Annotated in this window: 19 protein-coding genes and 1 pseudogene; 13 read left to right on the forward strand and 7 right to left on the reverse strand. The window is 40.4% G+C overall.

Translation table 11 applies throughout. The features are described 5' to 3' along the window. The first annotated feature begins 67 nt into the window (after positions 1–67). From ttcA to AU255_RS07045, 8 genes are all read left to right on the forward strand, one after another. Positions 68–925 carry a tRNA 2-thiocytidine(32) synthetase TtcA gene (gene ttcA / locus AU255_RS07010; RefSeq protein ID WP_080522206.1) on the forward strand — a complete coding sequence of 286 codons (858 nt, stop codon included), beginning with the start codon at positions 68–70 and terminating at the stop codon, positions 923–925. A gap of 71 nt (positions 926–996) precedes the next feature. Further along, positions 997–1,935, forward strand: a complete 939-nt coding sequence (locus AU255_RS07015) for a hypothetical protein (protein ID WP_080522207.1) — start codon at positions 997–999, stop codon at positions 1,933–1,935. Next, entirely contained in the window at positions 1,932–2,618 is a 687-nt protein-coding gene (locus AU255_RS07020) for an HAD family hydrolase (RefSeq protein ID WP_080522208.1), read from the forward strand. The genes AU255_RS07015 and AU255_RS07020 overlap by 4 nt, the downstream gene beginning before the upstream one ends. Before the next feature lie 39 nt (positions 2,619–2,657). Continuing rightward, on the forward strand, positions 2,658–3,626 hold the full coding sequence (locus AU255_RS07025) for a beta-ribofuranosylaminobenzene 5'-phosphate synthase family protein (protein ID WP_080522209.1): 969 nt from the start codon (positions 2,658–2,660) through the stop codon (positions 3,624–3,626). Positions 3,627–3,645: 19 nt separating this feature from the next. Continuing rightward, positions 3,646–4,746 (forward strand): ATP-grasp domain-containing protein, encoded by a 1,101-nt coding sequence (locus AU255_RS07030; protein ID WP_080522210.1) that lies wholly within the window; start codon positions 3,646–3,648, stop codon positions 4,744–4,746. A gap of 8 nt (positions 4,747–4,754) precedes the next feature. After that, positions 4,755–5,738, forward strand: coding sequence for a methenyltetrahydromethanopterin cyclohydrolase (gene mch, locus AU255_RS07035; RefSeq protein WP_080522211.1), 984 nt, complete (start codon positions 4,755–4,757; stop codon positions 5,736–5,738). 178 nt (positions 5,739–5,916) lie between these two features. Then, on the forward strand, positions 5,917–8,013 hold the full coding sequence (gene fusA / locus AU255_RS07040) for an elongation factor G (RefSeq protein ID WP_080522212.1): 2,097 nt from the start codon (positions 5,917–5,919) through the stop codon (positions 8,011–8,013). Between the two features lie 482 nt (positions 8,014–8,495). After that, on the forward strand, positions 8,496–8,702 hold the full coding sequence (locus tag AU255_RS07045) for a hypothetical protein (RefSeq protein ID WP_080522213.1): 207 nt from the start codon (positions 8,496–8,498) through the stop codon (positions 8,700–8,702). Positions 8,703–8,899: 197 nt separating this feature from the next. Here AU255_RS07045 and AU255_RS07050 read toward each other — a convergent pair whose 3' ends face one another. Continuing rightward, positions 8,900–10,792: an ATP-binding cassette domain-containing protein gene (locus tag AU255_RS07050; RefSeq protein WP_080522214.1), complete on the reverse strand. Its 1,893-nt coding sequence runs from the start codon at positions 10,790–10,792 to the stop codon at positions 8,900–8,902. Between the two features lie 7 nt (positions 10,793–10,799). Here AU255_RS07050 and AU255_RS20060 point away from each other — a divergent pair, with 7 nt between their 5' ends. Beyond that, the gene (locus tag AU255_RS20060) at positions 10,800–10,976 is read left to right on the forward strand and encodes a hypothetical protein (protein ID WP_158083075.1); all 177 of its coding nucleotides are present in this window, start codon (positions 10,800–10,802) and stop codon (positions 10,974–10,976) included. Positions 10,977–11,088: 112 nt separating this feature from the next. Here the strand turns inward: AU255_RS20060 and AU255_RS07055 are convergent, their stop codons facing one another. After that, positions 11,089–11,610, reverse strand: coding sequence for a YcxB family protein (locus AU255_RS07055; protein WP_080522215.1), 522 nt, complete (start codon positions 11,608–11,610; stop codon positions 11,089–11,091). Between the two features lie 468 nt (positions 11,611–12,078). Here AU255_RS07055 and AU255_RS07065 point away from each other — a divergent pair, with 468 nt between their 5' ends. From AU255_RS07065 to AU255_RS07075, 3 genes are read left to right on the forward strand one after another with little or no spacing between them, the layout of a single operon-like run. Beyond that, on the forward strand, positions 12,079–12,264 hold the full coding sequence (locus tag AU255_RS07065) for a hypothetical protein (protein ID WP_143735877.1): 186 nt from the start codon (positions 12,079–12,081) through the stop codon (positions 12,262–12,264). 52 nt (positions 12,265–12,316) lie between these two features. After that, a complete protein-coding gene (locus tag AU255_RS07070; RefSeq protein ID WP_080522218.1) occupies positions 12,317–12,532 on the forward strand; it encodes a hypothetical protein in 216 nt (71 codons plus the stop codon). Then, positions 12,532–13,290, forward strand: a complete 759-nt coding sequence (locus AU255_RS07075) for an IS1634 family transposase (RefSeq protein WP_080522219.1) — start codon at positions 12,532–12,534, stop codon at positions 13,288–13,290. The genes AU255_RS07070 and AU255_RS07075 overlap by 1 nt, the downstream gene beginning before the upstream one ends. 654 nt (positions 13,291–13,944) lie before the next feature. On the opposite strand, the gene AU255_RS21340 is transcribed toward AU255_RS07075, so the two are convergent. Beyond that, positions 13,945–14,361, reverse strand: coding sequence for a tyrosine-type recombinase/integrase (locus AU255_RS21340; protein WP_408606488.1), 417 nt, complete (start codon positions 14,359–14,361; stop codon positions 13,945–13,947). Positions 14,362–14,531: 170 nt separating this feature from the next. Here AU255_RS21340 and AU255_RS07090 point away from each other — a divergent pair, with 170 nt between their 5' ends. Further along, positions 14,532–16,682: a PAS domain S-box protein gene (locus AU255_RS07090; RefSeq protein ID WP_080522221.1), complete on the forward strand. Its 2,151-nt coding sequence runs from the start codon at positions 14,532–14,534 to the stop codon at positions 16,680–16,682. A 30-nt stretch (positions 16,683–16,712) separates the two neighbouring features. Here the strand turns inward: AU255_RS07090 and AU255_RS20715 are convergent. From AU255_RS20715 to AU255_RS07115, 4 genes and pseudogenes are all read right to left on the reverse strand, one after another. Then, a pseudogene (locus AU255_RS20715) lies at positions 16,713–17,501 on the reverse strand (IS1595 family transposase); the annotation flags it as partial. Positions 17,502–17,595: 94 nt separating this feature from the next. Further along, positions 17,596–18,870, reverse strand: coding sequence for an HD-GYP domain-containing protein (locus AU255_RS07105; protein WP_080522224.1), 1,275 nt, complete (start codon positions 18,868–18,870; stop codon positions 17,596–17,598). A 443-nt stretch (positions 18,871–19,313) separates the two neighbouring features. Continuing rightward, positions 19,314–19,694, reverse strand: a complete 381-nt coding sequence (locus tag AU255_RS20720; protein WP_233144575.1) for an SEC-C metal-binding domain-containing protein — start codon at positions 19,692–19,694, stop codon at positions 19,314–19,316. Between the two features lie 154 nt (positions 19,695–19,848). Next, complete coding sequence (locus AU255_RS07115) at positions 19,849–20,820, reverse strand: IS1595 family transposase (protein WP_080521899.1); 972 nt, start codon at positions 20,818–20,820, stop codon at positions 19,849–19,851. Between the last annotated feature and the right edge of the window lie 89 nt (positions 20,821–20,909).

The raw sequence follows: 20,909 nt of genomic DNA on the forward strand, positions 1-20,909 counted from the left end.
GGCGAGAAAGTGTTTTCTAATAGAGGCATTTTCTCGCCTTTTGTCGTTATAACTAAAATGTTTTTTCATGACTAATCCTAAAAAAGATCGCACCGAATTTAATAAACTGCATAAACGCCTGCGTAGAAATGTAGGTAGTGCGATTGCTGACTTCAATATGATAGAAGCAGGCGATAAAATCATGGTGTGTTTATCGGGCGGCAAAGATTCTTATACTTTGCTGGACATTTTGATGCATTTACAGAAAACAGCACCGATTCAATTCGATATATTGGCGGTTAATCTGGATCAGAAACAGCCGGGTTTCCCCGAGCATGTATTACCAGGTTATCTGGAAAAACTGGGTGTTGCGTATCATATTATTGAGAATGATACTTATAGTATCGTTAAGCGAGTGATACCGGAAGGCCAGACAACTTGTGGTCTGTGTTCACGATTGCGTCGTGGGTCTTTGTATGGCTATGCTCAAGAGCAAGGTGTGACCAAAATTGCTTTAGGCCACCATCGAGATGATATTCTGGAAACGTTTTTTCTGAATATATTTTATGCGGGTAAATTAAAGGCTATGCCGCCCAAGTTACTTAGTGATGATGGGCAAAATATGGTAATCAGGCCGCTTGCCTATTGTAAAGAACAAGATATTGTTAAGTATAATGAGTACATGCAGTTTCCAATTATTCCGTGCAATTTATGTGGTTCGCAAGAAAATCTGCAACGTCAGGCGATGAAACACATGCTGGAAGGCTGGGATAAGCTGTTTCCAGGGCGACTGGAAAGTATTTTTTCCAGCCTGCAAAATATAGCGCCTTCGCAAATGGCAGATACTCAGTTATTTGATTTTATGGGTTTAAAGTTAGATAGACAAAGCAGTGAAAAGCCACTTGTGTTTGAAAGCGATACTGCAGGACTGGATATTTTGCAGTAAGTTTTGGCGGAATGGGCTAAAGATTAATTTCCAGGCAGTTTCACACTAAGTACCCGCAGAAGAGATGGCAAGTGACTCAATACCAAGCTAAAGATTTTATTCAGACTAAAGAGGGGCTGGTTTTTGCCGTTGTAGAACAAGGTCTGGAAGAGGGGAAAGTGCTCTGTTTTTTGCGTTATAAACAACAGGGGGAATCGTGGCAAAAACTGGCAACCCAGCAAGCTAATCAATTACTAAAAACGCAATATCCTCAATATTTATTTTATTCAGAAGTAAAATCTGCGCATTTACATGCAATTTCAGTGTCTTCTATTAGCATTCATTATCAACCTCGTCAGCGTTTACAGAGTATTCTGGCTAAACAAAATCCTGATGCTATTGAGCAAGATCTTATTTCATTGTGTCAGTTATTGATAGAGCAGGGAATGCAGTTACACGACTTAGGTATCACGGGTTCATTATTGATAGGTGCGCAACAAACAAACTCTGATATTGATCTGGTCGTTTACGGCAGAACACCCTTTCATATACACCGACGGCTGATCAGGCAGTTAATTGCAAAAAACAAACTGCAACAACTGGACGAGATGGCCTGGCAGGAGTCATACCTGCGTAGACAGTGTGATTTGACTTATTCCGAGTATGTCTGGCATGAACAGAGAAAGTATAATAAGGCGCTGATTAAGCAACGAAAATTTGATCTAAACTTGATTGAGCCAGTTGTTGAGCAAGCAAATATAAGTTATTTAAAACAGGGAGCGATTGTTATTCAGGCAACAGTTATTGATGCTCACAAAGCTTTTGATTATCCAGCAAAATTTATGCTTGATCACCCGTCTATAACTGAAATTGTTTGCTATACGGCAACTTATACCGGACAGGCTGAGCAGGGCGAGCGTATTGAAGTATCTGGTCAGCTGGAAATTGCCAGCACTGGACAAGTGCGTATTCTGGTCGGTTCAACACGAGAAGCACAGGGAGAATATATTAAAGTGATCTCCAGGGTATGAGTCTTCTACCAGATTATAATGCCATTATTCTGGATATGGATGGTTTGATTTTAGACACCGAATCTACGTATTTTACAGCCTGGCAACAAGCAGCTTTTGAACTTGGCTATGCTATGAGTGATGTATTTTGTACCTCTCTTTCCGGTCTTCCTTTTTCGGTTATTGAGCTCAAGCTGACTGAGTATTTTGCTGAGGAATTTCCTTTTACAGAATTTTACGCATTAAGTGCAGAGTTTTGGCGTAGCAATGTAGAGCGAGAGGGAATTGCAGTCAAAAAGGGGGGGTATGATTTATTAACAGTCCTTCAAGAGACTCAGACACCTTTTTGCCTGGCAACTAATAGCCCGGAATTTAATGCGCGAGAATGTTTACAATATGCAGGTATTGAGAATTTATTTAGTATTATCGTATGTCGTGATCATGTTCAGAAACCCAAACCTGCAGCAGATATTTTTCTGCGAGCAGCTGCCAAAATGCAGCAACCAATTCAATCCTGCCTGGTCGTTGAGGATTCTTTAACTGGATTATTGGCGGCAAACAATGCTAATGCATTTTCAATCCTGATTCCTTCTAGTCCTGATGTTGACGGCAAAATGCAAGCTTTAGCAAGCATTGTGCTCAATGATTTGTTTGAACTCTGTTTACTTTTACAAGGCAAATATGACAACAGTAATCCTGTATAATGCTCATTTTTAATCGATTCTGGTATTGAATATAGTCCGTTGAAAGTAACTCATAACAAAATTACAGTGATTGCTCCCGCACGTTTGCATATGGGCTTTATCGATTTAAGTGGTTCATTAGGGCGGCATTTCGGTAGTATTGGTGTTGCATTAAATGAAATTAATACTCGCTTGTCTGTTGGTTATTCTGATCAACTAAAACTCACAGGAATGCCGTCTGATCGAGCTTTAAAAAGTATCAAACTATTGTGTTCGGCATTAAATGTCTCGGATAAACTGCATCTTGAATTAACTAGTAGTATCCCGGAGCATGTGGGCTTAGGATCGGGAACACAAATGTCGATTGCTTTGGGTCTGGCTATCAGTGTTTATTATGGCTTAGGGCTTGATGTGCGCGATATTGCCAGATTAACAGCGCGTGGCACACGCTCAGGAATCGGTATTGCTACTTTTGAGCTGGGAGGGCTGGTCGTTGATGGTGGACGAGGCGAACACACATTGACCCCGCCAGTTATATCCCGAATGAATGTTCCTGAGGATTGGCGTTTTATCCTGGTATTTGACAAACGCGGACAGGGTTTACATGGTGATGCTGAAATACAAGCCTTTAAAGAACTTCCTCCTTTTCCGCATCAGGAAGCAGCGCGGTTGTGTTATTTGCTGATGATGCAAGGTTTGCCGGCTTTGGCCGAGGATAATCTTGGTTTATTTGGCGATGTGATTACTCAGTTACAATCCTCGGTTGGTGAGCATTTTGCCAGTGCGCAGGGCGGTGTGTTTACCAGTCAGGAAGTAGCAGCAGCAATGCAGTTTCTTCAGCAACAAGGGGCTGTAGCGATAGGGCAGACATCATGGGGACCTACAGGATTTTGTGCTGTACAAGGTGACGACCTGGCTGAACAGTTAAAGCAGCAAGTAGAGCAAAAATTTGCGTGTTGTGAAAATCTATCTGTTTTAGTTGTCAGTGCCAGAAATACGGGTGGTGAAGTACAGGTAGAGCGGACTTAGGTTCAGAGCTAAACAACTGATGTCCGATATTCCAGATACTGGCAGACTAAAGCAGGCTCAACAAGGTGTCCTGGTTATTGCTAATTCAGGGCGGATGTTAGCAAATGCAGTAAGGTCGGCGGGTTATATTTCACTGGTTATTGATCTGTTTGCAGATCAGGATACTGAACAGCTGGCGGAGCAAGTCTGGCAAGTAAAGAATATGTCCTTAGCGGTTATTCGGGAAGTTGTACAAAAATTATTATTAAGCTATAAAATCCAATGGGTTATTTATGGTAGCGGACTGGAAAATCATCCTGAAACGCTCGAGTATCTAGCTGGTCATTTTTGTGTCACGGGTAATGATTTTTCAGTCATTAAGCAATTGGTAGCTAACAGAATATTTTTTAAAAGACTGGATAGCCTGAATATAGCGCATCCTGAAGTGCAGTTTTATCCTCCGATAAATAGTGCTGACTGGTTGATAAAGCCGACAAATCATGTGGGTGGAATAGGTATTAGTTGGTGTAGAAGAAGCGCAAGAGATGATGAATATTATCAGAAATTTTGCCAGGGAGAGGCCGGTTCAGTTTTGTTTTGTGCGGATGGTGAGCAATTTACACTAATAGGTTTTCATCGGCAATGGACAGTAACCCATGATAACTTCGCTTTTGCAGGTATTATGACAGACGCGTGTTTAGCAGTAGAGCACCAGAAAACAGTATGTGAATGGCTAAAAAAGTTAGTTAGCTATTTTCGCTTAACAGGTCTGGCAAGCCTGGATTTTATTTACAATAATACTGGGTGTTACTTTTTAGAAATAAATCCACGCCCCCCTGCGAGCATGATGTTATACCCTGAATTAGATTTGTTAACTGCCCATCGGACAGGGCGGATAAATATTACGACAGAAGCCAAGTTGATTCGTGCCATTCAAATTGTTTATGCAAAGCAACAAAGTAGAATTCAACAGGGAATCGACTGGCCAGAATGGAGTTTTGACAGGCCTAAATGTAAAACTAGTATTCAGGTTGATGAACCCGTTTGTAGTATCATGGCGCAGGGGTCAACAGTTGAGCAGACTTTTACCCTGTTAAAGAGCAAACAAATACACATTGAAAATATAATATTAAATAGGTAATTATCATCATGCAATACACGGCGAGCGTTAATAAGCTGACAAGGCCTTTAGTACAAGAATTAATTGAAAATGCAGATAAATTAAGATTGAATGTGCAACAACTGGAAAACGGCTGCACCATTATTGATGCCGGGATTAATGTGCCTGGAGGGCTTGAGGCCGGGCGCATTATTACTGAAATTTGTCTGGGCGGCATGGGTACGGTATCTCTTGCGCATAGTTCTTATACGGATAATTGGCCGATCACTGTTAATGTGCATACCAGCAATCCAGTTCTAGCTTGCTTAGGTAGTCAGTATGCCGGCTGGAGTCTGGCGCATGAAAAATACTTTGCATTAGGTTCAGGGCCTGCAAGAGCAATGGCGACTAAAGAAAAAGAGGGTCAGGTTTTACCGGTTGAAGATTTATATAAAGAATTAGACTATAGAGATGTTGCTGAAACAGCCACTTTAGTCATCGAAAATGATGCAATTCCTCCTATGGAAATAGTTGAAAAAATTGCTGAGGCCTGTGCAGTTGACTTCGATAAGCTCACTATTATTGTTACCCCAACAAGCAGTTTAGCAGGGGGGGTGCAAGTGGTCGGCCGTGTATTGGAAGTGGCTATGCACAAAGCACATGAATTACATTTTCCTCTGGAAAATATTCTTGATGGTATGGGTAGTGCTCCGCTGTGTCCTCCGCATCCTGACTTTGTACAGGCTATGGGGCGTACCAACGATGCGATTTTATTTGCTGGCCAGGTGCATTTGTTTGTAAAAGGCTCTGATGAAGAAGCAGAAAAACTGGCCACTGCGCTACCTAGCTCTACTTCTAAAGATTATGGTAAACCTTTTGCTCAGGTATTTAAAGATGCAAAATATGATTTTTTCAAAATTGATGGCATGCTATTTAGCCCTGCAAGCGTGATTGTTACGGCAGTGGAGTCGGGCAATAGCTTTCGTGCGGGAAAATTAGATAATGACTTATTAAATCAATCTTTTGGTGCATAAAATTTAATTAGCGATTGCCCTGTATTTTTACCTGTAATTTAGGGTAAAATAGGCGGCTTTTCAATAGTGGGCTTGGTAGTGTCAGGTATAGCTGATTTATTACTGATTTTTAGCTCCAAATAATTGGTAAAACATCAATTATAGAATGGTTTTATACCTAACCTTTTAGAGTACAACAATGACAGATTTATCTCTTTATAGAAATATCGGTATTTTCGCGCATGTTGATGCGGGAAAAACGACAACTACGGAACGCATCCTAAAGCTTACAGGTAAAATTCATAAGCTTGGCGAAGTACATGACGGTGCAGCAACAACAGATTTCATGGAACAAGAGCAAGAGCGTGGAATAACTATCCAGTCAGCAGCAACATCTTGTTTCTGGAATGGTCATCGCTTTAATATTATTGATACTCCGGGACACGTTGACTTTACAATTGAAGTTTACCGTTCTTTAAAAGTGCTAGACGGTGGTATTGGTGTATTCTGTGGTTCGGGTGGAGTTGAGCCTCAATCAGAAACTAACTGGCGTTATGCGAATGATTCAGAAGTTGCTCGAGTTATTTTTGTTAATAAACTTGACCGTTTAGGTGCTGATTTTTACCGCGTTGTAAAACAAGTTGAAGATGTACTTGGTGCAAACCCATTAGTCATGATTTTACCCATCGGTACTGAAGATAATTTTGTTGGTTGTGTTGATTTATTAACAGAAAAAGCATGGGTGTGGGATAACTCAGGTGATCCAATGAATTACGAAATTCAAGACATTCCTGCTGATATGGTGGATGATGTCGCTGAATGGCGTGAGAAACTAATCGAAACGGCATTAGAGCAAGATGATGAAGCGATGGAGAAATACCTGGATGGCGAAATGCCAAGCCTGGAAACAATTCAAGCATGTATCCGTAAAGGTACCATTAGCCTGGCTTTCTTCCCAACGTATTGTGGTTCTGCTTTTAAAAACAAAGGTGTGCAATTAGTATTGAATGCGGTTGTTGATTACCTGCCTTGCCCAACTGAAGTTCAACCACAACCTGAAGTGGATTTAGAGGGTGTGCCTACTGGTCAATTTGCGCTTGTTGATGTGAATAAACCTTTGCGTGCCTTGGCTTTCAAAATTATGGATGACCGTTTCGGAGCTTTAACGTTTATCCGGATTTATTCGGGTAAACTGAATAAAGGGGATACGCTGTTAAATACCTTTACAGGTAAAACAGAACGTATTGGTCGTATGGTAGAAATGCATGCTAACGATCGTATTGAAATTGATTATGCGCAAGCGGGTGATATCATCGCGGTTGTCGGCATGAAAAACGTACAGACAGGTCATACTCTGTGTGATCCTAAATTCCCGGCAACATTAGAGCCTATGGTATTCCCTGATCCTGTTATCTCGCTTGCTGTTGCACCTAAAGATAAAGCCGGTTCTGAAAAAATGGGTATAGCGATTGGTAAAATGGTCGCTGAAGATCCTTCCTTCCGAGTTGAAACAGATGAAGAAAGTGGTGAAGTAATTCTTAGAGGAATGGGTGAGTTACACTTAGATATTAAAGTTGATATTCTAAAACGTACTTACGGCATTGATGTAGAAGTCGGCAAACCACAGGTGGCTTATCGTGAAACCATTACCCAAACGGTTGAAGATAGCTATACACACAAAAAACAATCAGGTGGTTCTGGTCAATTTGGTAAAATTGATTATAGAATTGAACCAGGTGAACCAGGTTCAGGTTTCGTATTTGAGTCTGCTGTAACCGGTGGTAACGTGCCTAGAGAATTCTGGCCAGCGGTTGAAAAAGGCTTTAAAAGCATGATTGATCAAGGTGTTTTAGCCGGTTTTCCTTGTTTAGACTTTAAAGTAACTTTATTGGATGGTGGCTTTCACGCGGTCGATTCATCAGCAATTGCATTTGAAATTGCTGCGAAATCTGCGTTTCGTCAATCGATTCCTAAAGCGGGTCCTCAGTTAATTGAACCCATTATGAAAGTTGATACCTTTACTCCAGACTCTCATGTTGGTGATGTTATTGGTGATTTAAATCGCCGTCGTGGTATGATCAAATCACAAGATGCCGGTGTTACGGGTGTACGTATTAAATCAGATGTGCCTTTAAGTGAAATGTTTGGTTATATTGGTGATTTACGCACAATGACATCAGGCCGTGGACAATTCTCTATGGAATTTTCACATTACCTGCCATGCCCTAAAAACGTTGCTGAGGAAGTTATTAAAGAAGTTCAAGAACGTAATAAAGCTAAAGCAGCAAAAAAATAAGTAATCATGTCGAGCTTGCTTGTCTAGCTCGATTATATAGCTTTTGAGGAAAGCCGCCTGCTGTTAAGCAGGTGGCTTTTTTTATTTCTGGCACATGGTAAAAGGTTGAAGTGGCCTCTAAACTGGCTCTGAAATGTTTTATACAATGAAAAAAATGACGATTTAGGCATTGTTTCTTTTATTTTTCACTACAAGCTTTTAACCTGAGTATTCAGGAAAGCAAAAGTCTAATAAAATAAGATGAAATAGCTTACGCCTGTTTTATTTATCTAAGAATCAAAATAATAAATAATTCAGAGCATAGGGACGATAAATACCAGAATTAAAATGAATACTCCTTACTGACTGAGGAAAGGCAGATAAGCTTCATTATTAAAGGTATAATATATTAAATAGCTAAATTACTTGGTTATTTTTTATGCAGACATTTTATATGCCCTAGGTCTGCAAAACTGTAATAAAGAGGGCGTGGAGATATTAAAATGAAAAAGCTTATCGCTGGTTTAGCATTAATGTTAATAAGTTCTGTTACATTTGCTGAAACATTTGAATGTACTGGATATTTTAATGGCGCTCCGGTAGGTCCTGCTATCAAGGTAGAAGCTTCAAAGACAGCCGTTGCTGAAACAAAAGCACATGATCGTATGAGAAAAGATGGAATTAAATTAGATTATGTAAAGTGTAAATAATCAAAGCCTGTCACTATAGAGCAATTATTTCTAATATACATTAGAAGCAATTGCTCTTTGAGTCTGTTTTCAAAAGTGCAGAATCAAATCTTGAATTATCATCCAGAAATTGTTCAGGTTTTTTCGAGACAGTAAAAATTTATGTCTAATCGCCACTTTTCTGGTAATGCCAACTAGATGGACTTCGAATTCCAGCTTTAATCCTCACTTGCCTCAAGCTGTTCACTAATCTCTATCCATTCTATCTCGGTTTCTTCCAAAGCTGAGTCGACCAGTGCTTTCTCTTGTAGAACTTGTTTTAAGCGCGATTTATTAGCTTCATCATACAGACTGGTATCGGTTAATTGATTCTCCAGGTCTTTTTGTTGTTGATGATATTTTTCCAATGCTTTATCAGCTTTTTTTAATGCATCATACAGAGGTTTTAATGTTTTACGTCGTTCAGCATCTAATTTACGTTGTTCTTTTTTATTAATGCTGGATGTGTTCGAAGTGTCTCCAGAGTTATTATTGCTCAGGAGTTTTTGTTCGTTTAGCCATAAGCGGTAATCGTCTAGATCACCATCAAAAGCCGAGGCTGTGCCATTTGCAACCAAATATAGCTGATCGGTAACCGAGCGCAGCATATGCCTGTCATGCGAGACGATAATAATTGCACCCTGGTAATCTTGCAGGGCGACGCTCAGTGCGTGACGCATTTCTAGATCTAGGTGGTTAGTCGGTTCATCCAGCAATAATAGATTAGGATTTTGATAGACCAGTAGCGCAAGCACTAAACGCGCCTTTTCTCCGCCTGAAAAGGGAGCGATTGGGTCAAATATTTTATCATCCTTAAAATTAAATCCGCCAAGGAAATTTCTTAATTGCTTTTCTGTTGCTTTAGGGTTAATTTTCTGTAAATGCCAGAGAGGACTTTCTTCCAGATTGAGTTGTTCTAATTGATGCTGGGCGAAATAGCCCAATTTCAAGGTGTCAGCAAACTGAATTTCTCCGGTGTTTATATCGAGTTCATTAGCTAATACTTTAATTAAGGTAGATTTACCTGCACCGTTTGGCCCTAATAAACCAATCCGGTCACCCGGGGAAATAAATAAATTAATATTATTTAATATGTTCGTTTCGCCATAGCCTATACCAATATTTTCCAGCTTAATCATAGGATTGGGTAGTTTTCCTGGTGGTGGAAAGCTGAAATGAAAAGGCGAATCTACATGTGCCTGAGCAATTAACTCCATGCGTTGTAAAGATTTTATACGACTTTGTGCCTGTTTTGCCTTGGTGGCCTGAGCGCGGAATCGAGTTATAAAGCTCTGGATATGAGTAATTTCACGTTGCTGTTTTTCAAAAGAGGATTGTTGTAGGGCTAACTTTTCAGCACGTATTTTTTCAAAGGCTGAGTAGTTTCCTGTGTAAATGACACCTACTTGATTTTCTATATGCACAATATGGTCTGTAATGCTGTCCAGAAATTCACGATCATGGGAAATTAGCAATAATGTACCGGGATATTTACACAACCAGTCCTGTAACCAGATAACAGCATCCAGGTCTAAATGGTTAGTTGGTTCATCGAGTAATAGTACATCTGATCGACACATCAGGGCCTGAGCCAGATTCAAACGCATACGCCAGCCACCGGAAAAGGTGCTGACGCTAAGTTGTTCCTGAGGTTGTTTAAAGCCTAAACCATTCATTAACCGGGCTGCTCTTGCAGTTGCTGTATAGCCACCGATGACGTCCATTTTAGAAAATAATTCAGCTTGCTTTAAGCCGTTATTGTCTTGTTCAGCTTTATTAATGGCTTGTTGTATTCTGCGCAATTCCTGGTCACCATCGATAATATATTCGATTGCGGCTTGTGCTACTGCGGGTGTTTCCTGAGCAACATGAGCAACTTCTAACTGAGGAGGCATGGTAAAATCCCCGGCATCAAGGTGCAATTCATTACGTAGTAGCGCAAACAAGCTGGATTTTCCGACACCATTTGCGCCGGTAATACCGACTTTCTGTCCTTTGTGTAATGTAAACGAGGTATTGGCTAATAACACGCGTGTGCCACGGCGTAAGGATATATTTTTAAAATTGAGCATAAACAGTATGGTAAAGACAAAGAAACAACATAGCCCTGTATTTAAGCCGCAAGACCGTTACTATATTAATCAACAAGGTTGGTGGTTTTTTACGATTGAGATGATCAGTGGTCCATTTAGCAGTAAACCAGACTGTGTTGATGCATGCAGGTATTACATACAAAAGCGTGAGGGTGTGTTGTAAAAGTTTAATAAAAATTAGGTATCTGGAGTTTCCTGATAGGAAAGGTGAGCAATAAGCCAGGAGGCCTTGTTATAAAGTGAGGCCTCCGATTTCCTATATATTAATGCGTGTTTTATCCGTAGAGGTCGATCATTTTTTTCACTTGTTTGGTGAATGCCTTTATATCTCCAGATGAAACCTTTTCTATCGGAATAACCAGTGCTGCGCCGTTTTCCAGTACGATATGAACATAATCACGGATATGTTCGATACGCAGGATAGTTTTCCAGGGCATTTTATTTTTACCACTGGGAGACTTTTCGGCTAAGGCTGTAGGGTCAATTCTTAAAGTATAATGGCCAAACATGGCCTTTTTTTCTTCTTCGGTATAGCTTTTTAGTATTTGTTTACGAAAACTCAAAATAATAATTTGTGGGATAACAATAGCCCAGCAAACAGAAATAGTAACAATATACAAAGCGGTACGAAAATCATCATAATAATTCCAAAGAAACAGACCAAAAAGTGCTAATATCCCCGGGAAAACCAGACGGTTTCTTTTTAACTTTTTTTGTAAATCTTCTGATTGATCAATCTGTAATTCATTGTAATGAACTAAATCTCTATCACCGAATTCATATTCAATTTCAAGCATTGCCTGGCCCTTTATGTCTTATGTGCAAAATCTTGCAGTTTATTATTATTTTCAAGGCGGTATTATAACCTTTAGTTAAAATGCTTATGGAAGTTTTTAACTTAGTTGAATGCTGGAAAAAATATAGCAGATCACGTAACCCATCTTCGCAGCTGCCACCAATATAAGTCATTGATTTATCGTTCGCGCTTTATTTCCACCAAAAAAACACCTTTAAAATCAAAGATTGTTTTTTGAAAGCCTTTTGTAGTGCCATTTTAGTTTCGTCACCCTATTGCATTTCTCTGGTTTTTTCGACGATGCTAACCGTATGTATATTCGACGAACCAAAACAAAAACCTGGAAGACGGTAACGCTTATTATACGTATCGTATTGTTGAGTCAGTCCGCATAGGCCATCAGGTCAAGCAGCGCACCTTACTTAATATCGGTGCGGACTTTACTATTGAGCAAGAACATTGGCCCTTGTTGACTGCCAGAATAGAACAGTTACAACAAGGCTCGGTTTCTCGTCAAGAGGAATTGTTTGATTTGGCTGATGACTTAAATCAACGTCTGGAAGCAACAGCTCAACGTTATAGCACCCTGATCACGGCAAAACTGTCTAAAACCGCTCACTTCGAAAAAAACAACGCGGGACTATCATTGTATTGACATTCATCATGTTGAAGCCATTAATGCTCGCAGCATCGGTGCAGAAACCTTGGTGTTGCACGCTGCACAGCAATTGCAACTTGATGAAAAGCTCTCAGCTCTCGGCTTTAATAAACGGGATATTGCAGCAGCATTGGGGAGCATTATAGGTTGTGCGGTTTTACCCGGCAGTGAATTGTACACACATGACTGGCTGCAAAACAGGACAGGATTGGGCGAGTTGCTGGATCATGATTATGGCAGCACCAGCCTGCCACTTTGGAATTGATGCTGGACGGGCTCCGAGACAAAGATCCATTCAATCAAACAAAACCCGTAGTCATCATGGATGCCGGTATTGCCAGTGCCGACAATATTGCCTGGCTCATCAAGCAAGACTATCATTATCTTGTCGTCAGTCGAGAGCGACACGTCAAAGATCCTAGAGAACAAGGCTCTCCGGTAACGTTCAGAGAGACTCAGGACAATCGTGTCATTGTTTATCGTGAAGTCGATACGGAAACAAAGGAAACCCGACTCTATTGTCACTCGGACCTCAAATCAAAAAAAGAACAAGGCATCCGTAACCGCTTCGATGTTCGCCTGGAAGAGGCGCTGACAAAGCTGCACGAAGGCTTGAACAAAAAAGGCACTATTAAGAAATACGATAAAATACTGGAACGTATTGGCCGGTTACGCGAAAAACATAGTCGCGTTGCCGCAGATTACATCATTGACGTGACCGCTGACGACACAAAAAGCAAAGCCACCCGCATAGACTGGAAACGTAAAGCAGAAAGCGACCAAAAAGATAAGCACTGTGGTGTCTACTGCCTAAGAACAAATATTCCTGACTGGTCGGAAGAGCAGCTCTGGACAACGTATACCCTGCTGACCGAAATTGAAGCCACCTTTAAAAGTCTGAAAACCGAACTGGGTTTGCGACCTGTCTACCATCAAAAAGAAGACCGAGTCACCGGTCACTTATTCATCACCTTATTGGCTTACCATCTTGTGCATACACTGCGCCACCAACTCAGATTGTAGGGAATTCACTTAAGCTGGGACAGCATTCTCACTATTATGTCAACTCAACAGCGTCTAATCATCACCTTGCCTACAGACAGCGGTACCCTCATTCATCTGCGAACCACAAGCAAGGCGGAAGCCAGGCAAAAACAAATATACACTGCTTTGAACATTAACCCCGACCCAATAGGAAAATATAAAACAATCGTTGATATGAAATCTGTAGTGCCAACTGAGACCGATTAAAAAATTTAACTCATTGAAACAATGGGGAATTTACAGTATAGGTGACTAAGATGGGGTAAGAGGGTTATATGCTTTTAATGGCGATGGAAAGAGTAATTTGAGTTGATCTAGTGTAGAAGAGGGACATAAAAAACTGTGCCAGCCTCTCTGAAAATAATGTGATAAAAAACAGGTCGTTTTGGTTTAATTTGAGAATATTGTAATGAGTCTGTGGAGCTAGCCTAATATATACTTCGCGCGGCCATGCGAAGTATAACTAATCGGCTGTCATCGACCCCTATGTGTAGAACTCAACTATGTTAAGTTGCAACCGCAAATTGCGGTCCGCCCCCTATCCCGAAAGGCATTAGGCCTGCTGTGCCTACACATAGTTCACTATATAGTTACAAGGCTTGAAGAAACTGCATTAGTGCATCATCAAGTGGATTATAGAGGACATCTTTGCACCGGGTTCCTGAAGCCTTGGCAATGCCTTCTCTTCATTGCCAAGTCAGCCTCGACGTACCGATACTTAGTGGTCATGCTCTCGTGTCCCAACCACAATGCAATGACACTAAAATCTACTCCTGACTTTAGGAGATGCATTACTGTGGTATGACTAATCATGTGTGGCGATATGCTTCGTTTGGATAGGCCACTGTGCACCTTAGCTGCTCTGACCACCGCAATTTTTAAACGCTGTGTAACGTTAAAAAGTGACCTCATTTGTGAGAAGCAATATTTCTTTATGTTACCAACAAATATTACTTGCAATACGGGGCGGACCATATGTGACCCAATTTGTTCTACGATGGTATGGCGAAGCGGTACGTACGCAGGGCGAACGCGGGCCGCCACAGGCATGGAGATGCCACGCAATTTTTCGCTGCGGAGAGCGGACGGACCCCGTCGCAGCTTTCCCGAAAAATAGTGGCGCGCTGAATCTGTAACTTTGGTTGCATGGAAAATATTGAATAATATCCCATAATTTCACGAACTAAGGGTAAAATTAAGCGAACGATAAGGATTAAATTATGAGATCAGAAGATAATAAAAAAATATTGTTAGTTGAAGATAGTGATGACGACTATTTAGCTATTTGTTTAACTCTTAAGGACTTTCGATATGAAATTATCAGATTTTCGATGGCAGAAGATGCCTTGGGTTACCTTATCAGTGACCAGGTTAGCCTAATCATTGCGGATTTCAACTTACCAGGTATGAGTGGTTTTGAATTCCTGCAACATCCGATACATAAAAAAATATCAGTACCAACTGTTTTAATGGCAAGGAATGGCAATGAATTATTAGCCGTTAAAGCAATTAGGGCGGGTATTGATGAGTATGTGATAAAGGATGTAGCTAACCATTATTTAGAGTCGTTACCATTATTGATAGAGCGGGCAATTAAACATTTTCACTTACAACTAAAAATAAAATCTGAACAACAAAAGAATGCTTTACAAGCTCTAATTATTGAAAATATGAAGGAAGGCATTTGTATTACCAATCAAGATAATGAAATTATTAATATAAACACCGCATTTACAGAAATCACAGGGTATGCTTTGCAGGATATTCAGGGAAAAAACCCTTCTGTACTATCTTCATATATCCATGATAGTTCGTTTTATAAAGAGATGTGGGATGAACTAAAAAACAATGGCTATTGGGCAGGGAAAGTTATTAATCGTAATAAAAGCGGAGCAACCTATACTGAATGGCTGACAATTATATGCATTTATAATGGACAAAAGGTAATTGAATATTATATTGGCATTTTTTCCCTAAGCCACTCTGAGTTAGAACTTCAACGCTTTCAGGTTACATTAGACCAAACCCTTGACTGTATTTTTATGTTTGACTCCGAAAGCCTGAAGTTTTTTTATGTAAATCAAGGCGCCATTGATCAGTTAGGATTTAGTAGAGATGAGCTGCTTGAGTATACTCCCCTGAATATAAAGCCTGATTTTAATAGGGAAAATTTTTTGATGCTAGTCTCTCCTTTGTTGGATGGTACAAAAAAGGCGCTTACTTTTCAAACAGTACACCAGCATAAAGATGGCAGTCTGATTCCGGTGGAAATATTGCTTCAGCTGGTGTCAACTAAAGGTGAGCGTGGACGTTTTGTTGCTATAGTCAGGGATATCACTGAACGCAAGCATACTGAAGATGAATTACTAAAATACCGAGAGCACCTTGAACAGCTAGTGGAACAGCGTACAGCTGAGATAAAACGTATCAATCACAGCCTCGAATTAGAGTTAGACACACGTAAAAAGACTGAAAAGCAACTACGTTTAGCCGCTGAGATTATCAAAAGCGCCAATGAAGGTATCGTGGTTACCGACCCTAAGGGAATAATTGTCTCGGTTAATCCTGCATTTACAAAAATAACGGGGTATTCCTTAGAGGAAGCTATTGGTAATAATCCTAAAGTTTTAAAATCTAATAAGCATGATAAGACGTATTATCGTAATTTTTGGCACAGCCTTGTGGAAAAAGGCCATTGGAAAGGTGTTTTTTGGAACTGTCGTAAAAACGGAGAGCTTTACCCGCAATTAACCTCTATATCTGCCATCAAAGACGCCAAAGATAACCTTGAGCATTATGTAGCAGTAACTCAGGATGTAACAGATTATCAGCGAAACAAAGATGAAATTAAATATAAGGCTTATCATGATCCTTTAACAGACCTTCCAAACCGCTCACTGTTTCTGGATCGTCTGAGTCATGCTATAGAAAGAGCGAGCCGAAAGAAAAACAAGATGGCTATTTTATTTCTTGACCTTGATGATTTTAAACAGGCTAACGATACCTTTGGCCACGAAGCAGGCGATAGTGTGCTGCAGACTGTCGCTACGCGGCTTTTAGGTATGATGCGCAAAGAGGATACCGTAAGCCGTTTAGGGGGAGATGAATTTCTTATTTTGGTAGAAAATATTAATCTCACGTCCGATATAAACGTTGTTGCTGAAAAAATAATTACGTCAATTCAATCACCTCTTCCTTTTAAAGGGAATGATATTTATATTGGTGCAAGTATGGGTATTGCTATCTATCCTCTTGATGCACAAGACTCCGAAGCACTTATTAAAAAAGCGGATTTTGCTATGTATTATGCCAAAAACAAAGGGAAAAATAATTTCAAATTTTATCAAGAAGTTCCGCATGGAGTTGATTAAAAGGAGGTGTACGATTAGCGCCTCCACCTACTATATATTGTGGTGCTGCCAGTCAAATCCATGAGCTATTTCTGCTCCAATAATGGGTTCTGTAACAATTGCTTGCTCAAGCAGTCTCTGGAAAAACAATCCCCGACTACATGATTCCCGACGGTTAAACCGAAATGTAAATTCTTCCAAATAAGACTGCAGATGTTCAGATCGCACTGCCCCTTGGTGTGTACCGAGAATCCACCGCTTGAGCAAACTTGCTATTCGGTGAACACCTGGCATAACTACGTGTGCGGGATCTTCGCCAGCAGAAAGAAACTTCTCTTGGTGTACATAACCATTATGTTACAACTCATTATAGCCGTTCCAGCCATCAGTTTGTACAACAGAACCTGGAGAAATTACATCACAGACAAACGGGACCAACTCATCTCCTGATGCATGCGATATATGACGCATCCGAATTCGGCCAAACCCCATAGGCTCTTTGATTTCAACAGCTATTACAACAATTGCTTTATCAGATCCACGCCCTCTTTTCCCGCCATGATGGATACCACCAGCAAGACTTTCATCGATCTCAACAATACCAGAGAGCTGTTCCCGTTCGATCCTCACCATAGAAATACGAAACCGGTGAAGCATATTCCAAGCGGTAAGATAGCTTGTACCTAATGTTCGTTGCAGTGTTTTAGCTGATAAACCATTTTTTGCTGTTGTCATATGCCAAGCAGCCTCAAACCAAGTTTTAAGGGGTGTTCGTGTTTTATCAAAAATTGCAACTCGAGTGACAGATGTTTGATGACGACATTTCTGACATACCCCCCTATGTCAACATACCTGTCGCCTGTAAAATTTATATTTTAGGAGACAGAAATGGCATCATATAAGTCTGTTTCTTGAATGACTTTGTCTTAATTTATTAGGCAGTAGCTAAGCTGCTGCTTACAATTCCCATTTTATATAATAGGTTAAGGTCAATGTCATAGTCTCCGGGTCTTAGTATGCGTTTTATCGCGTAAGGCTGGCCGTTAGCATCCAAGTCTAATTTGGCTAGATCAACTAAACGTGGCTTAACGCGCTTCTTATTTTCATCTAATAGCATGGTGATCTTAGGTTTTAGTTTTTTAACGGGATTGGTTTCGATGATGACGGCAACTTCTCCATTACTAAGCTCTACAATATTTCCTGGCGGATAAATCCCCAAGCTTTCTATAAACTTAAGGACTAAACTCGAGTCTAGTTGATCGCCACTTGCTTGGTACAATATTTTGATGGATTCTAAGTGAGTTATACCTTTTTTGTATACGCGGTCGCTGCTGAGCGCGTCGTAAATATCAGCAATGGTGACAATACGGGTATATGGTGCGATTTGTTCAGCTGTTAAGCCTCTTGGGTAGCCTTTGCCGTCCATGCGCTCATGGTGGCCGTAGCAAGCATCAATTGCGCTTCCTGGCATGCCGTGACTTGATATAAGTAATTTCCAGCCGCGAGTTGGGTGTGATTGCATTATTGCTAGTTCTTCAGGTTCAAAGCGTCCAGGTTTATTGAGAATTTCTAAAGGGATTTGCATTTTTCCCATATCATGCATCATGCCGCATAAACCTAGTTCCTCGAGCTCAGGTGTCGAAAGGCCAAGTTGCCTTCCAAGGGCAATGGAATAGATGCAGACATTCATGCTGTGCTGCGAAGTGTACTCATCTTTATTTTTTAATTGTGTTAACCACATTAACGCATCAGGTGAGTTGATGATGCTGTTTACACATTCCGAGACAGCTGTTTTGGCAATCGCTACATTAAGTGCTTTACCTAGAGAGGCATTCTCCATAAAGCTTTTTACCAAACTGCTAGTTTTACTATAAACTAATTCTGAATAGGAAAATTCTTGCTCAAAGCTGGTTTTACTGGCGGGAGCTTTGCGATCCTCTAACCAGCCTTTAGAGTAGGGGGTGTTTCTCGCCGCAAGGCGTATAGATTTGTTTTGTTTTGCAAGATCAATAAATACATAGTCGCATTGATTTCGAACTTCTTGTATGTCAGATAGGGTTTTTAATTCAAACCCTTGAAATAAAAAATTAGTTTCTAACCAAGAGCGGTCAAGTCTTGAGACATACATACCAACTTCTAGTTCTTTGACAGAAATTTTAGTTTCTTCTATGGAAGAATTTAAAAAAGCATTGTTGTTATCATTGATCATGAGAAAGTTTTATCCGAGAATATAGCTGTTGAATTATCGCCAAAATGTATTTTTTATAGCAAGTTCGATTTTAAGTAGTTACTTACTCAAGTTTTGGAGTTCAAAATAGCATAATAGTTCATGGCTCACCATGATTTAAAACCTCTTTCTTGAGGGTAAAATGGTCTAATTGCAGTGCTTGCACAAAGAAATATTGGGTTCTTCGACAGCATCCATAATCTGATCAACATATCAACCCAGTTGCTGTTTTATGCCAGCCAGCCCATTGTTGTAATGGTCAAGTAAAACAGGACACATTCTTAAACCTATTTCTGGTGGTGGGTTAAATCTGTGATTCGTGCCAATATTAGGCTAATGAAGTAATTTCATATTTCTACGTTAAAAAGTTGACCCCCTGGAAAAAAGGGCCGTCAACAGCACTTCTTTTTATAAATCCCCAACTACTACTGCAAGCAACATTTCTTATACTTCTTCCCGCTCCCACAGATACAGGGATCATTACGTCCCACTTTCACTAAAGACCTAACCGCTGATTCCAAATAATCCGGCTCTACGGAACCAAGCAGATATTTTAGTCTTTCAGTCATTTCAGGCGCAAACCGATTATAGTTCGGCTTTGGTGTGTCTCGCTTATTTCGCAACCCTAAAGCAATTTCTACATCTTCTAAGTCACCAGGAATACCTATATTCACACGGTCTCGATTAAATGCGTCTCGGATAGGCTCTATCGCTTCTGTTGCTTCCAACTCAATTAATGCACAAATAACCAATCCTGCTACCGAACATAAGGGATGTTCAGATCTTTGATTTATGAGGCTAATCAATGCGGTCGGAATCCAATACCGATTCCAGTAGCAAGCTAACTCATTAATATTACACAACCCTCGGCTGATTAGAGCGTTTACGTTCCCCCACTTCGGTATAAGCTATTTGCTTTTAGTAACTGGGAGAGCCGTTTTTCTAGTGCTTTACTAAAGGCTATGTCACCGTTAAGTATTGAAAATCACCCAGAGCAGAATGTAACAATTGCTCAGGGGTTAGATTGTGGTTCCGATCCATAATTCTGCACCAAGCCAAATAATTAGGTAAATACTTGGTGGCTACACCATGAAAGCGGTCTAGCCATGATTTAAAACGGTGGTGGTATGCATTGACATTTTGTATATGATAGGCCCCTTTAGTCACCCGCTGCCCTTGACTCATGTTAACGATTTCATGAGATACTTTTTCAGCTTTACAAAATGCACCATAAGTTGGATTGCCATCACTCACAAGGAGGGCATCCTGGTCTAGTATTGGCTTTAAATGCGTATCAAGAACAATTTTGCTTATTGGGCCATTACCTGTCACAAAATCTACGGTTTGTTTTGAGCGATCACGAGCAATTAAAATGCAAATTTGCTCATCAGAAATCCCTCGCTTAGTCGCACAGCCCCCTCGTTTCCTTGGTTGACGATTGAGATGGCGTTCTCCTTTATGTGACTCAAGTAAGTAGGTTTCATCAGCTTCTGTAATGCCATGAAGAGCACTGGGACGATCCTGCTGAATCCAGCTTAAAAAACGGTGCCGCCATCGAAAGGTTGTATTTCGATGCACATTAATTTCTTTAGCTGCCTGCCGGACAGTCAATGATTCTGCGATAGCTCCTAAGTAATCAAGCCACTTTGACTTGAGGCGTAGATGAGCAAGAGGCGTTCCTGTCAAAGCATTAAATGTCTTTTTGCAGGCTTTACAGCGGTAGCGCTGAAGGCCATCTTTTATTCCATGCCTGTGGCTTTCGGTATGGGAGCAATGAGGGCATTTACCTTTGCTATCAAATATTGTTTCAATTAAATCAAAAACCTTAGGTTCGTCCTCTAGTTGATCCAGTGCTTTCGTTAGAACAGTGCGTTGATGGTGGTCAAGTTGATTTATTTCGGAAATGAACTCTAAAAACTCTGGGGCTTTCATAACTATCTCCTTAATTTACATGGGCTTTATTTACTTATACGCTCTTGTTATATGAAATTCCATACTTTACGGTGACATAGCCTTACTAA

Origin of the sequence: Methyloprofundus sedimenti (assembly GCF_002072955.1) — a bacterium.
Lineage (GTDB): Bacteria > Pseudomonadota > Gammaproteobacteria > Methylococcales > Methylomonadaceae > Methyloprofundus > Methyloprofundus sedimenti.